The sequence below is a fragment of the Micromonospora sp. NBC_01655 genome (assembly GCF_026339755.1).
Classification (GTDB): Bacteria; Actinomycetota; Actinomycetes; order Mycobacteriales; family Micromonosporaceae; genus Micromonospora.
Genome location: NZ_JAPEQF010000001.1, coordinates 3,454,512 through 3,468,593, shown reverse-complemented (window position 1 = coordinate 3,468,593; position 14,082 = coordinate 3,454,512). Strand labels below are relative to the sequence as shown.

Annotated in this window: 10 protein-coding genes; 3 read left to right on the top strand and 7 right to left on the bottom strand. The window is 72.4% G+C overall.

Annotation, left to right across the window (positions count from 1 at the left end):
- Window positions 1–4: 4 nt before the first annotated feature.
- From OOK41_RS16065 to OOK41_RS16050, 4 genes are all read right to left on the bottom strand, one after another.
- The gene (locus tag OOK41_RS16065; RefSeq protein ID WP_266265742.1) at window positions 5–1,630 is read right to left on the bottom strand and encodes an ABC transporter substrate-binding protein; all 1,626 of its coding nucleotides are present in this window, start codon (window positions 1,628–1,630) and stop codon (window positions 5–7) included.
- Entirely contained in the window at window positions 1,627–2,829 is a 1,203-nt protein-coding gene (locus tag OOK41_RS16060) for a dipeptidase (RefSeq protein ID WP_266265741.1), read from the bottom strand. The genes OOK41_RS16065 and OOK41_RS16060 overlap by 4 nt, the downstream gene beginning before the upstream one ends.
- Window positions 2,830–3,169: 340 nt before the next feature.
- Complete coding sequence (locus tag OOK41_RS16055; RefSeq protein WP_266265740.1) at window positions 3,170–3,919, bottom strand: ABC transporter permease; 750 nt, start codon at window positions 3,917–3,919, stop codon at window positions 3,170–3,172.
- A gap of 96 nt (window positions 3,920–4,015) precedes the next feature.
- Entirely contained in the window at window positions 4,016–4,774 is a 759-nt protein-coding gene (locus tag OOK41_RS16050) for a M23 family metallopeptidase (protein WP_117669847.1), read from the bottom strand.
- Between the two features lie 573 nt (window positions 4,775–5,347).
- Here OOK41_RS16050 and OOK41_RS16045 point away from each other — a divergent pair.
- Complete coding sequence (locus tag OOK41_RS16045; protein ID WP_117669848.1) at window positions 5,348–5,575, top strand: hypothetical protein; 228 nt, start codon at window positions 5,348–5,350, stop codon at window positions 5,573–5,575.
- 204 nt (window positions 5,576–5,779) lie between these two features.
- Here the strand turns inward: OOK41_RS16045 and OOK41_RS16040 are convergent, their stop codons facing one another.
- On the bottom strand, window positions 5,780–9,199 hold the full coding sequence (locus OOK41_RS16040) for a CHAT domain-containing protein (protein ID WP_266265738.1): 3,420 nt from the start codon (window positions 9,197–9,199) through the stop codon (window positions 5,780–5,782).
- 27 nt (window positions 9,200–9,226) lie between these two features.
- Complete coding sequence (locus OOK41_RS16035; RefSeq protein WP_266265737.1) at window positions 9,227–11,059, bottom strand: WD40 repeat domain-containing protein; 1,833 nt, start codon at window positions 11,057–11,059, stop codon at window positions 9,227–9,229.
- 104 nt (window positions 11,060–11,163) lie between these two features.
- Between OOK41_RS16035 and OOK41_RS16030 the strand changes: the two genes are divergently transcribed.
- Both OOK41_RS16030 and OOK41_RS16025 read left to right on the top strand, forming a co-directional pair.
- Window positions 11,164–11,526: a hypothetical protein gene (locus OOK41_RS16030; RefSeq protein ID WP_266265735.1), complete on the top strand. Its 363-nt coding sequence runs from the start codon at window positions 11,164–11,166 to the stop codon at window positions 11,524–11,526.
- Window positions 11,527–11,529: 3 nt separating this feature from the next.
- Window positions 11,530–12,441, top strand: coding sequence for a hypothetical protein (locus OOK41_RS16025; RefSeq protein ID WP_266265733.1), 912 nt, complete (start codon window positions 11,530–11,532; stop codon window positions 12,439–12,441).
- An 89-nt stretch (window positions 12,442–12,530) separates the two neighbouring features.
- Here OOK41_RS16025 and OOK41_RS16020 read toward each other — a convergent pair whose 3' ends face one another.
- Window positions 12,531–14,066, bottom strand: a complete 1,536-nt coding sequence (locus OOK41_RS16020) for a hypothetical protein (RefSeq protein WP_117669851.1) — start codon at window positions 14,064–14,066, stop codon at window positions 12,531–12,533.
- Between the last annotated feature and the right edge of the window lie 16 nt (window positions 14,067–14,082).

Here is a 14,082-nt window from a genome sequence, read left to right as displayed (position 1 = left end):
CCGGTTACTTGACCGGGGTGACCTGGGCCAGCGAGTACGCGGTGACCATGCCGAGCAGGTCCGACGGCGACGGGGCGAAGCCGGTGAACTTGCTGCCGTTGTAGGCGAACCGGAAGTTCTCCACGTACAGCGGGGTCAGGTACGCCTGGTCGTGCACGACCTTGTCGAGGTTCTTGATCTTCGCCTTGAACACCTCGGGGTCGGTGGTGCCGGCCGCCTCGTTGATCAGCTTGTCGATCTCGGTCGACTCGAGCAGGTTGTAGTTGATGCCACCCGGGTTGCTGGACAGGTAGGTGCTGCGCAGCTGGTCCATCGGGTTGTCGAACACACCCCACTGCGAGGCGTCGATGTCGTACTCGCCGCTCTTGGTGCGGGCCAGGAACGTGTTCCGCTCGACGCACTCGTTCTCCAGCTTGATGCCGGCCTTGGCCGCGCTCTCGCGGAAGAGCTGCACCACGCGGGTCATGTTCGCGTTGGACTGGTCGCACGCCACGCCGAAGGCCAGCTCGTCGAAGAAGCCGTCGTTGTTGGCGTCCTTGTAGCCCGCCGCGGTCAGCTTGGCCTTCGCCCCGGCGGGGTCGAACGCGTACGGCTTGACCTCGGTGTTGTCGTAGTCCGAGAAGATCGGCGAGATCGGCCCGGCCATCTCCTGGGCGTCGCCCTGGAGCACCGCCGAGATGATCGACTTGGTGTCGACCGACATCGACAGCGCCTGCCGGACCTCCTGGTCGGCCAGGTGCTTGTTCTTCATGTTGTAGGTGAGGTGGGCGAAGCCCAGCGCGCCGACCTTCGCCATCTTGATCTTCGAGTCACCCTCGAAGGTCTTCGCCGCCGACACCGGGACCGGGGTGCCCATCAGGTCGATGTCGCCGTTGCGCAGCGCCAGCATCATCGTGTTCACGTCCGGGTAGACCCGGTACTCGACCTTGCTGACCGCCGCCTTGCCGCCCGGGGCGAGCGGGTAGCTCTCGTTGCGCTTCATGACGTAGCGCTGGCCCTTGGTCATGCTGTCCAGCACGAACGGCCCGGCCCCGACCCAGTTCGAGTCGTTGGGGAACTTGGACAGGTCGCCGGCCGGCTCGAAGACGTGCTTCGGCACGATCGACATCCAGAACCCGACGCCCTCGGCGAACGGCGCGTACGGCTGGGAGAGCTTGAACTTGACCGTGGTCGCGTCCGGCGCCTCGATCGACTCGACCCAGGTCAGCTTCGCGGCGACGTTGCCGAGCTTGTACTTCATGATCATCTCGGCGCTGAACTTGACGTCGTCCGCGACCACCGGCTTGCCGTCGGTCCACTTGAAGTCGTCCCGCAGCACGAAGACGGCGGTCTTGCCGTCGTCCTCGTAGCGGTACTCCTTGGCCAGCTCCGGCGCCTTCTTCGCGTTCTCGTCGATCCGCAGCAGGTGCGGGTACATCGCGTTGAGAATCCACGAGTCGGTCTTGCTCAGCGACTGCAGCGGATTGAAGTTGCTCACGTCGGTGGTGGTGCCGATCCGCAGCACCGAACCGTCCGTCGAGGTGTTCGAGGACGCGTTGTCCTCGTTCAGGCCGCAGCCGGAGACACCCAGCGCGGCCACCACGCCGAGCGCGACGGCGAGCCGCCACCGCCCCTTGACTGTCTTTTTCACCAAACCTCCTGAAGAACCCGGATGATGTTGCCGCCGATGACCTTGGCGATCTCGTCGTCGGAGTAACCGTGCGTGACCAGCCACCCGGCGATGTTGCTGAAGCACTCCGCCGGGTTCTCCATGCCGCTCACGTACGGGACCCGGGGGTGGTCCACCACCCCGTGGGCCTTCCCGATCGCCAGGTGCTGGGTGAAGCTGTCGTGCAGCCCGACGTGGTCACCGAAGTTGGTGTCCGGGCCGAACGCCACGTGCTCGATGCCGACCAGTTCCACGCAGTACGTGAAGTGGTCCATCACCGACTCGATCGAGTGGTGCGGGTGCTCGGCCGACAGGGTGGTGTGCGGAGCGGCCTCGATGCCGATCACGCCACCGCGCTCGGCGCAGGCCCGGATCACCTCGTCCGGCTTCATCCGAGGGGTGTTCCAGATCGCGCGGGCGCCGGCGTGGGTGATGAACACCGGCACCCGGCTGGCCTCGATCACGTCCAGCGAGGTCTGGTCGCCGGAGTGCGAGACGTCGATGGCGATGCCGAGCTTGTTCATCCGGTCCACCGCGCGCCGGCCGAAGTGGGTCAGCCCGCCGTCGCGGTCCTCGGAGAGCCCGGATCCGAGCATGTTGGCCTGGCTGTACGCGATGCCCATCTGGCGCACGCCGAAGCCGTAGAGGATGTCGATCCGGTCCAGCTCGTTCTCGATCATCGTGGCCGCTTCCAGGCCCGCCACCAGGGCGATCTGGCCGTTGCGCTTGGCCTCGAAGATCTGTTCCAGCGTGGTCGCCACGACCACGTGGTCCTGCTTGGCGACATCGGCGAAGCGCAGGCCGATGTCGTAGATGACGTCGTCCCACTTCCAGGCGTGCTCGCTGGTCACGCAGCCGGTGCCGTTCATGAAGTTGTCGAAGACCGCCGTCATGCCCGACCGGGCCAGGCCCTCGAAGCCGAACGAGTTGCGGCCGGTGCGGTTGTAGTCACGTAGCTGCGACACGTCGGCCGGCAGGATCTTCGGGTGCTCGTGCAGCGAGATGGCCAGGTGCTCGCTGAGCAGCCGGGCCACCCGGCGGCGCTGGTCGTCGCTCAGGCCGAGGTCGTGCTCGGGCACCCGGCCGAGCTGCGGCGCGAGTTCGAAGACCTTGTAGTCAGCGTGCGGCGTCAAGTAGTCGAAGGACTGGTATCCGGCGTAGCGGGGGGCGGGTTCCTGCACTCGTCAACTCACCTCGTCGGGTTAGAGGTATGAGGCATGAGGTCTGACCTCATGCCTCGGGAGATTAGCCGAGCGACAACAACCTCCGGAATACCTCGTGACCTGACCGTTACCGGAACCAGTCAACATTCCCGCAGGTCAGGACAACTCCTGGGCGGTCACGGCAGCCCGCGCCGATCAGCCCACCCGCCGTCCACCCGACCTCCGATCCACCGAACGGCGCACCGCCGGCACCCGCACGGCACGCCACGCAACCCAGTGGTCTGACCACTTGGCTGGACAATCACCCCAACACTGTTCAGATTGCCCGACGGCGTACGTGCGGCGGCGGGCCGGCCGCTCACGCCGTGGCCGGCCGCAGGCAGCCTCGGGCCACCAGTTCGACGGTGAGGACGACGGCGACGGCCTCCACCGCCAGCAGACCGACCAGGACGAACAACTGCGTGATCCCGGCCGCGAGTGGGCTGGCCCCGCCGAGCAGCACGCCGACGAAGGCGCCGGGCAGGGTCACGAGGCCGACCGTGCGGGTCTGGTCCAGCGCCGGAATCAACGCCTGGCCGGCGGCGGGGCGACAGACCAGCAGCACCGCGTCGCGGGGCGGCAGGCCGAGGGCCAGGGCCGCCTCGACCTCGCCGCGCCGGCCGGTGAGCTCGTCGAGGGCACGTCGGCCGGCCAGTGAGGTGGCGGTCATCGCGCCGCCGATCAGGATTCCGGCGACCGGGATGACCGCGATCCCGCGCAGCGGGACCAGGCCGGCCAGCAGCAGCCCCGCGACGACGGACAGGCTTCCCACGACGATGGGCACACCGGCCCACCAGCCGCGCGCCCCACCGCCGACGCGCCGCGCGGAGGTGCCCGCCGCCACCGCGCACATCAGGACCACGAAGGCGGCGGTGGCCCACAGCGACGCCACGATGGCGGCGATCAGCAGCGACACGGCCGCCAACTGCACCGCCGCCCGGGCGGCGGCGACGGCGATCTGCCGACCGTGCCCGAGCTTTCCGACGGCGGCCACGATCGCCGCGACGGCGGTCAGCACGACCAGGGCGACGAACAGTTCGGGGCCGACCACCAGCATCGTCGAGGGCATCCGGTCAGTCTGTCGCAGCGGTTCGGGCAGCGTCGCGCCGCTCCGGCCCGGTGCGTGCGGGCACGGGTGCCGCCTGCGGCGGCGCCGGGGCGACTGTCAGGACGGGGCCTTGACCTGACCGTCGAAGGCGATGCTGCGCCACAGGTCGAACTGCCGGTCGTTGCCGATCAGGGGGTTGCCGACCAGCGCGACGGCGGCCGTCACCTCCTCGTCGTTGCGTAGCTGGCGGAAGTAGCCGGGGCCGACCAGGGCGATGCCCCGGTTGGTGGACTGGATCAACTTCATGTCGTCCTCCCACAGGTTGAGCGGCGGGGCCGGGTTGACGTAGGTCAGCGGGTTGATCCGGCGACCCGCCGGATCGATCATGTGCCAGTGCAGGTGCGGCCCGGTCGAGGAGCCCGAGCCCGGGGCACCGGCCGCGCCGCCGGACCTGCCGACGATGGCGCCCGACGCCACCGAGGTCCCGTTCGCCAGCAGGAACTGGGACAGGTGCAGGTACTGGCTGCGGTATCCGTCGGAGTGGCTGATGGTCACGGTGTGACCGCCCGTACCGTTGTTCGGGATGTTCTGGATCGTCCCTGCACCACACGCGGGTAGGTTCGTGCCGACCGGCATCGCGAAGTCGATGCCCCCGGCGGACCCCCGGTCGATGTGCTCCTGCCACCCGTCGGTGATCGGGTAGCCGCCGAACGGGTTGTAGATCACCGGCGCCGCCAGCGCGGGCGCCGACTTGAGCAGACCGCCGAGCACCACACCACCCGCCACCGCCGCCGAGCCCCGCAGCAGCTCCCTGCGGCCCACGGTCGGCAACTCGCCGTCGTCGCCGCGCTGAGACCGCGGCTCGGTGGTCGCCATGACTACCATCCCTCCTCGCCCCGGGTGGGACACGCGTCCGCCGGGGACCTCGTCGGGAGATCATCCCCGGGCCGCCACTATATCCACAACGACGGATGTCCTCAGTCCCCCGGACCGACCGAGGTCGCGGCGCCCCACACCGGGACGGCGCGCGACCCGGTGGGGCCGCCCCCGGACGTCGCCGGGCCGGCGGTCCGAGGCAACCGGCCACGCCGGCCTCCCGTGAGCGGAAACACGGGCGAAGGTGGACACTGCGGACAGCGCAGGTGACTGTCCACAATCCGACACTCGGTTCCCTGAGCGCTGCGGTGATCCAGTTACCCGCTCGGGCCGCCGATGGGCTCGTGACCTGCGCATATGGTTGCTTCATGTGGTGCGGACCGCAGGCCGGCCGCGCGACGTGGGCGGTGCGGCGGCGCCGGAGGGTGCGGCGAGCACGTGCGCACCGGCCGGCGGAGGCAGTCCCGGCTTCATGTCCCGGCACCGCGCCGGCAGCGTCGTCGCGATGGCAGGTTCGAAGATCATCGGCCGTCCGTGCGTCGACGAGGCCGCACATCAGGAAGGGAGTGTGCAATGGGGAGTTTCCGGGATCGGACCAGCAACCGGGTGTACGAGTTCGCGGTCCTCGTCACCACGCCCGTGTGCGGCCTCCTGCTGGCCATGGGTGACATCCGGCCGCAGTCGGTGGAGGTGGCGATGCCCGGCTCGATCAGGCTCTGGTGGGAGTTCGGCCTGATCGTGGTCGGCGTCGCGGGCCTGCTCGGCATGTTCTGGCCGGGGAACTGGAAACCGAGGCGCTGACCGTCCGGGACCAGCCGACCGCGTCCCAGCGCGAACTACAGGAGCTGCGGAGCACGGTGTGGGACCTGACCAGGACGCTGGAACGGTGGCGGGAAGTGATCATGGCACCAGGGGCAACCCTCCGCCGGGTGCAGTCACTCGTGGCGGAGGACCGTCGAGCACCCGGCCAGCTCCCCCACCGCCTGCCGTGAGATCGGGAAGCCGCTACGGGCCGCTGTGCACCAGCAGGGCCCAGAGTTCCGGGGAGTCCGGGTGCTCGTCGCGCAGTTCGAGCGTCACCTGGTGCAGCGCGTCCGCGGCGGCGTCGGCGGTCGGGGTGTCGGGCAACCTGCGGTAGAACGAGCGTGCCGCCTGGACGGCCACCTGGTCGACGAGCGGCCACAGACTCGCCACCACGTGCCGGAAACCGGCGAGATGGAACGCGGACGCGAGGTGGAGCACCTCGTCGGCGTACCTGCTGCCGTGGTTCGCGGTGGAGCAGGCGGACAGGTAGGCCAGCTCCGCCCGGGGCAACCGCAGGCCGCCGATGTCGGGCAGCCGGAGCGTCGCGTCGTGCAGCAGCAGTCCGCTGTCGGCCTGGGAGGACGCCTCGACGACAGCGTGGCAGGCGAAGTGCGTCCAGGTGGCCTCGGTCAGCGCGGCGAGGACCCGGTCGGTGGTGGCCTCGTCGTTGAGCAACGTCGGCCCGTCCAGCACCGTCGCCTCGTCCAGGGCACCGGGCAGCTCGGCCTGCCCGGGCGTCCGCTGCATCGCGACGGTGAGGTGGCGACGGCTTCCGGCGGGCGGCCGGTCGCGGGCCTCGCGCAGCGTCCGTAGGGACGGCACGTACGACGACACGAGGGCGTCGAGGGCGCCCGGCTGCCCGGGACGTCCGGCGGCGTGCAGCGGCAGCAACCCCAGCAGGCCGGTCGGCAACCACCACACCCGGTGTCCACCGGTCGGCCGGTCCGGCAGGGCCCGCACCACCCGGGCGACCACGGTGTCCCACAGCCAGCTCAGCACGTCGCTCACCACCTGACGCCTGCGTAGCGTGGCCGCCAGACTCGGCCCGGCGGAGACGGCGGCCAGCAGCGTGTCCACCCTGGCGACCACGTCGACCATCCGCAGGTCGGGCAGTTCCACCAGGATCGGATCGGCGTCCGCCGGCACGATGACGGCGTCGCTGCGGTGCCGGCTGGCGTTGACCAGGACGCCGTACCCGCCCGCCACGGCGGGTCGCAGGTCGACCAGCCGGGGCGCGGCCAGGAAGCCGTCCAGCCCGGGCAGGGCAGCGATCTCGGCCAGCAGGCCGTCGTAGGCCGACCACCACCGCTGACGTTCGCCGGCGGGGAAGCCCGGGGTGTTGAGCCGCTCGCACACCCACTGGAACCTGGCGGCGAGCCGTGGATCGCGCTGACGGAGGCCGTCGAGGTCGACGCGGGTGCTCGCCTGACTGGCCAGCAGGACCCCCCGGCCGCGCTCGGCGAACTCCACCGCCCCGGCGGGGTCGTCGATCACGCAGTGCGCGGCCACCCCGGCCCCGACCAGGCCGAAGTGCTCGCCGAGCCGATGCTGCTGGTCCGCCCACCCGGCTTCCCGGGGCGCGACGGACGGCAGGAACGCCGCCGCCGCGTCCAGCATCCGCACGGCGAGCCGCGGCTCGCCGACGGTCTGGGCGAGGACACCGACCGCGTGGTGGGCCGCCACCCGGTCGACCGGCGTGGCCGACGCCGCCTCGCGTACCTCCCCCGCCAGTTCCCGAAGCCGCGCCCCGTCCAGGCCGCGGCCCCCGCCACCCGCGCGCTCCTGTCCGGCGGCGCAGAGCAGGGCCACCAACCGGGACCGGCCCGGGTGGCCGCCCGGAGCCACCGCCAACGCCCGCTCGGCGAGGGCGACGGCGGCCTCGACATCCGCCGGCGACCTGGCGAACCGGTAGCGGGTCAACCGGGCCGCGGCGAGGTCCGACAGCCGCTCCGGCAGGTCGAGGTGGTCGTCCGGGGTCAGGGCCACTGCCCGCTCCCCGAGGTCGATCGCCCGGTCCAGGTCCGTTCGGCCCGGCCGCTGGGCGTGCCGGCGCAGGTAGGCGGCGGCGACCCGGGCCTGCCGGGCGGCCAGGGCGACGTCGTCGGCACCGGTGCCGGCCAGCGACCGCTCGCCGAGGTCGATCGCCCGGTCCAGATCGGCCAGCTCGTGGCTGACCCGGTTGCGTAGCTGGTACGCCTGTCCCAGAACGGACGCCCATTCCGGAGGGCAGGCCGGCGCACCGGCGGTCACCTGTTCCCCGAGCTCGATCGCTGCGGCCAGCTCGGCGAGCACCCCGGTGTGCAGGTGCCGGGTCAGCCGCACGGCCACGATCTCCATCGAGACCTGCGCCCGGTCGGGACGGTCGGCCGGGATCGCGGCGAGGGCCCACCCGAGGAGGGTCAGGGCGCGGCTCAGGTCGGCGTCCGCGCCGAGCCGGCGGTAGCGCTGGTGCAGACCCGCGGCCAGGCAGCGCAGCACGTCGGGCCGGCGGGGATGCTCGTCCTCCAACAGCGCCAGCGCCTCCTCGTTGAGTTCCACGGCCCGCCGCAGGTCGAGCAGCTCGTGGCTGCGTTCGTGCCGCCTCAGCAGGATCGCGGCGGCGCCCGCCAGGTACACGGACCGCAGCGGATCGTCGTCGGGCACCCGGGCCACGACCTGCTCGGCCAGGTCGGCCGCCCGCCACAGGTCCGCCCGGTTCCCGGACCGCTCGTAGCGGCACACCAGCGCGTCGCCGAGGTTCACCAGGACCCCGGTGCTCGCCCGCCCGCCCGGCAGGGCGGCTGCCCGTTCCGCCAGGGTCACCGCCTGTTCGAGGTCCGCCGGCTCGTCGTCCTGCCCGTAGCGTTGCCGGTGGGCCGCGCTCAGCTCCGACAACAGCGCGGCGTCGCGGCCGTCCCGGGTCGTTGCCCGGGTGAGCAGGTCGATGACCTGACGCAGGTCGGCGGGGTCCGCCCGCAACCGGTGCCGGCACCGGTAGGCCCGGGCGAGGTCGGCTTCCAGCGCGGTGGGCGGGCCGCCGTCGCGGCGCGCGAGCGCTGTCGCCTGTTCGCCCCAGGCGATGGCCTGGTCGAGGTCACACGCGGAGCCGTCGCGCTCGTGCCGGCGGCGCAGCGCCCGGCAGAGCCGGGCCAGCAGGCCGGCGCGGCGCGGGTCCCGCTGCGGCATCCTTGCGGCTGCGGGCTCCATCAGGAGGATGGCCGCGTCGAGCAGGGCCGGTTCGTGATCGGCGGCAGCGGCGTCCAGCAACGCCACCGCCGCGTCCGCCTGCTCGCCGGGCTCGGTGAACCGGCCGACCATCGGCCGCAGCTCCACCGGAACGGCCCGGACGTCGTCCGCGACCTGGTCGACGCAGAGCAGGGACCGGGCCAGGTCGACGTGACCACCGCCGTCGGGCGCATGCCGCCAGCGGTGGTAGTGGAACCAGCCCAGCTTGAGGCTCGCCCTGGCGACCCGTGCCTCGACTTCGGCGGAGGCGGTCTCCGGGTCGATCGTCCGCAGCAGCCGCCACAGGGCGGTCGCATCCCGCTCCGCCCCGGCGGAGAAGAGCGGCTTCGGGCCACCGCCATGCTGGTGGTCGGTGACCCGGTCGGCCACCAGCCAGGTGAGTTCGTCGATGAGCATCCGGGCGTCCCTAGGCCGCGTACGCCGTCACCAGCGCACGTCCAGCCGGACGACGCGGGGCGGGACGGCCGCGCCGGCGAACGCCAGCAGCGGACTGCCGTCCGGCAGAACGGCGAGGTCGACGGCGGGGGTGGGTCCCGTGTCGCCGTGGTCCAGGCCGGCGAGCAGTGCTCCCGACTCGACCTCCCAGACCCTGGTGTGCCGACCGGCCGTGGCGGCGACGACCACCCGCAGGTCGGGCAGCACCGCGAGGGCGACGTCACCGGCACCGGGCTCCGGCATGGTCAGCGTCCGTATCTCCCGACCGGTGTGCCCGTCCCAGACCCGCACCTCGGCCCCGGCGGCTGCCGCCACCCGGAACGACCGGTCGGCGAGCGTCGCCACCGCGACCGCCGGCCGGTCGCAATCGTCGTGTCCCATCGTCAGCTCGTGCAACCGGCGCCCGGTGGTGGCGTCCCAGACCTGGGCCGGGGCCACGCCCAGCGGGTCCACTCCCGCCACCACGCACAGGTGCCCGTCGGCGAGCACCGCGCTGGCTGCCGACCACACCAGATTCACGCCCGGCTCCCCCACCGTCAGCTCCTTCACCAGCGCCCGGTTCTCGACGTTCCAGACCCGGATCGTGGCGTCGTCGCCCCCGGTGACCAGCAGCGGCACCCGTCCCCGCGGGAGCGCCCAGGAGAGCGCGTTGACGGGCCGGCGGTGCGCCTCGATCTCCACCAGGGGCGCCCCGTCCCTGGTGGACCAGGCCCGCGCCAGGCCGTCCTTGCCTCCGGTCGCCAGCACCGAGGTGCCGTCGGAGAGCACGGCCATCCCGACCGACAGGACCCACTCGCTGTGGCCGGAGACCTCGACGACGCGCTTGCCGGTGCGGACGTTCCACAGCGTCGCGCCGTCGTCGTGGCCGACGGCGAGGAGTTGCCGGCCGTCGGGGAGCACCGCCAGGGCCAGGGCGTTGATGGGCGACGTCCAGTCCTCGTCCCGCCACGCCGCGACGGTGACCTCCCGGACCTCGGTCGCGTCCGGCCCCCAGTCCCGGGGCGCGGCGGTCATCGGGCCCACCACGCCGGGCGGTACCGGCGCGGGATCGGTGGTGACCGGCCACCGGGACCGGTACGGCAGATCGTACATTTCGTTGTACTCGTCGAGGTCGTCCGCCGCGAGAATGACGCCGGAATCCAGGACGCGAAGCCCTGCCGGCGGCCTGGATTTGCGGCTGACCGGCGCGTCGGGCACGTCGCTGGACCGGTACCGGAGGTCCTCGTCCGCGTTGCGGCGGACCGACTCCTCGTAGTCGGCGTCCGCCAGCTCCCGATCGGCGTGGTCGACCACCAGCCAGTCCACCCCCGCCTCACCGGCCGTCGACACCGCGTAGCGGTCCCGCCCGTGGTAGGGGTCCCGGTACCGGACCAGCTCGATGGCGCCGTCGAGAAGCGCGTGCGTCTCGGTCCGGCGCAGCGTGGTGCCCTCGTTGATCGCGCCGAGGAACCTGTCCCAGATCTGGTCGCGTCCGCGGCCCCAGCACGCGTAGAGCGAATCGTCGTCGTGGGTGGCGTAGAGCACCCGTGAACCGTCGGGCCGGCACACCGCCGAGAAGGGCGCGGGATCGACGTCGACCTGTTCCCATCGCCCGTCATGATGGCCCATCAGCCCACGGACGGCCCGCCAGGCCGCATGCCGGTCGCCGAACTCGCGCAGACCGAACCCCCGGTGCCGGACGTACCATCCGCCGCCCACGACGGTCCCGACCTGGATGTGTACCGTGCCGCCCACCGCATCCGACTCGTCGACCGCCCACTGCATGACGGCGATCCGGTGCGTGTCGTCCACGAAGAACTCGGCGCTGGGATCACTGGCCACCGAAGTGATGCTAGCGGCGGCACCGCATCCGTCCACAAGGGATGGCCCGGCGGTCCGCGCACCGGCTTTGGCGCACCGCCGCGCCAACCGATACATTCCCGCCCGTGGACGACGAGCGGGGCAGACTGATCGAACGGCGCACGTTGGCCGGACTCTGTGACGACCTGCCGGCGTTACGGGCGTACTTCGCCGCGGGAACCGAGCAGCAACGGCTGCTGCTCGCCAGCATCGAGACCGAGGCCCGGGCGCGCCGGCCGGTCGCCGGGCTGGTCGCCCAGCTGCTGGGCGCGGGCGCGACCGGAACCTCGCGCAACCTGGGCACCGGACTGCCGGGCGCGGGCCCCGGACGGGCCGACGAGGAGTCGTTCGGCTGTCCCGACCAGGCATGTGACCGGGTGGTCGCGGCCGTACCGGCCGGGCCGGCACCGCGATGCCTGCTCACCGGTGTGCCGATGAGCAGGCGATGACCGGTGAACAACTTCTTCGGGGAGCTGGCGAAGCAGCTCGCGGAGCGCTGGGTCGGTCTGCTCGCGCTACCCGGGCTGCTCTTCGTCGCCACCGCCTGGGCCGGCATCCAGCTCGGCTGGTCGCACGCCGTCGACCTGCCACTGCTGGCGTCGAGGGCGACCGGGTTCGGAGCCGCGCTGGGTAGGGCGTCCGGGCCGGCGCAGGCGCTGGCCGTGATCGGGCTGCTCCTCGCCTCCAGCGGGGTCGGTCTGACGGTCCAGGCGCTTGCCGCGCCGGTCCGGGCCGGGCTGTTGGGGCTGTGGCCGCCCGGGCTGCGCCGGGCGCGGGGGCGGCTGGCCGACGCGCGGGGCAGGCGCTGGCACCGGCTGGTGGCGAACCGGTGGGAACTGCAGAACAGGTTTCCGGCGGCCAGCCGGACACCCGCTCAGCAGGCCGAGGTCGACGAGGCGGCAGCGCGGGTCAACCGGCTCGCCCTGGCCGCGCCGACGCGACCGACCTGGATGGGTGACCGGATCGCGGCGGTGGAACAGGTCGCACTCGACCGGTACGGGTTGGACCTGCGGTTCGGCTGGTCGCGCCTGTGGCTCGTCCTGCCCGATCCCGTCCGGGCCGATCTCAGCACGGCCAACGGCCAGTTCGCCGCCACGGTGGTCACCACCGCGTGGGCGCTGCCGTACGTCGTGCTGGGGATCGTGTGGTGGCCGGCGCTGCTGATCGCGCTGGCGGTGGGGATGACCGGTTGGCTGCGGGCCAGGGCAGCCGTGGCCGACCTCGCCGACCTCAGCGAGGCCGTGCTCGACATCCACGGCCGTACGCTGGCCGTCGCGCTCGGTGTCGCACCGGCGGAGAGCACCGGGCCGCTCAGCCTGTCCGAGGGCGACGAGATCACCCGCCACGTACGCAAGGGACGCTGACCACGGGCACCGCCGGACCTCATCTGCTGGCCCGGCCCGGCGGCGATGCGGCCCGCGCGGTCCGGCAGCCGCGCGCCGTGGGCCCGCCGCTACCGCTCCTTGAGGCGGCGGTTGACCTCCTCGGAGATCCGTCGGTTCAGCTCGGCCAACCGCTCGTCGGTGTACGTGGTCAGGTCCTTCGCGTCCGGGCCGCCGTTCGCCGCCTGCTCCTGCTGCTTCTGCTGCTCCCGGCGTTGCAGTTCCTGCTCCTCCGGCGAGCCGGGGGCGGCGTACGCGCACCGGACCAGGGTGCCGTCGGCGCTCTTCAGGCAGGTCGCCTCCCGGCCGTTGATCTGGCCCCGGCCCTCCACCCGGTACCGGATGCTCTGCGCGCTGCCGAGCGTGGCGGTCCAGGTGCTGCCGCCGGTCGGCACCACCTCGAACACCTGGTCGTCGTTCCAGCAGCAGATGTCCCGGTACTCCGCCTTGATCAGGGCGACGATCGCCTGGGGTGACGACCAGGTCGGGCTGAGCCGGTGCACGGTCAGCGGGGCGAGACCGCGGCCGGAGTACCGGGTCGGCACCGTCGACACCGCCACCACCGAACTGGCCTCGCCCTGCGGGGTGAGCGGGGTGACGTACGCGCTGCCTCCGCTGCCGTCGCGGTAGCGCAGGGTGAACTCCGACTCGTTGCCCTCATTGGCGCCGTCCTCGGAGGCGTCCCAGCCGCTGCGCTCGAACCACCAGTCGGCGAACCCGCCGACGGCGGCGGTGCCCTCCCGCTGCCGGCCGGCCAGGCTGATCGGATAGGACGGTCCGGGCACCTTCGTCGTGTCGTCGGTGATCGTGACCTGCCCGGTCCGGCCGTCGTACAGCGCCAGGCCGGCCGGCCGTTCGGTCACCACCAGGATTCCGGTCTGCCGCTTCAGCGGCACCACCACGACCGGAGTGTCCCCCTGGCAGTGGACGTACGCGTCGTCGGCGGAGAACCGGACCCCGCGCCGCTCGGCGGAGATCTTCCGGCCCAGGTTGTGGGTGAACCAGCCGCCGATGCGCGCGTCGGCGGCCGACACGTCGAACTGGCACCGCTGCTGCGCCCGGCTGTTGCCGCCGAGCGGCACCTCCTGCACGAGGCCGACCTCGTAACCGGTCAACCAGCCGCGCCGCTCGACCAGGACGGCGAACCGGTCGGAGTCGGGCAGGTAGCTGACGTCGGTGATCTCGCCGGTGACGTCGCCCAGGTTGGGCGCGGCCTGTGCCTCGCCGGCCAGGTACGGCGCGCGGGCGGTCAACTCCGGGACCGGATCGCTCACCACCCGCATGGTGGTCACGTACGCCCGGTCCTGCAGGTACTCGCCGTAGACCAGCCAGAACGCCCCCAGGGCCAGCCCGACGGCGGCGCCCAGCCAGCCGAGGACCACGATCCCGCCGGCCGCCGCGGGCGTGGTCCTGCGCCGGCGAAGCCGGTGGCTGAGCAGTCGCACCAGGAGCGGCGCCCCGCCGAACAGGGCCACCAGGGCCGGCGCCACCAGCCAGGGCAGCAGTTTGCGCACCTCCCACACGAGGATGGTGGTGACGTACGAGGCATACCAGCCGACGGCGGCCAGCAGGAGAACCGGGATACCCACCCGCAGCGCACGCCCCATCGACACCCTCCTCATG

What these genes read in the sequence shown, in the direction of transcription:
- OOK41_RS16055 (WP_266265740.1), bottom strand. Translation starts at nt 3,919, where the DNA reads ATGCCCTCGACGATGCTGGTGGTCGGCCCCGAACTGTTCGTCGCCCTG.
- OOK41_RS16050 (WP_117669847.1), bottom strand. Translation starts at nt 4,774, where the DNA reads ATGGCGACCACCGAGCCGCGGTCTCAGCGCGGCGACGACGGCGAGTTG.
- OOK41_RS16045 (WP_117669848.1), top strand. Translation starts at nt 5,348, where the DNA reads ATGGGGAGTTTCCGGGATCGGACCAGCAACCGGGTGTACGAGTTCGCG.
- OOK41_RS16020 (WP_117669851.1), bottom strand. Translation starts at nt 14,066, where the DNA reads ATGGGGCGTGCGCTGCGGGTGGGTATCCCGGTTCTCCTGCTGGCCGCC.
- OOK41_RS16040 (WP_266265738.1), bottom strand. Translation starts at nt 9,199, where the DNA reads ATGCTCATCGACGAACTCACCTGGCTGGTGGCCGACCGGGTCACCGAC.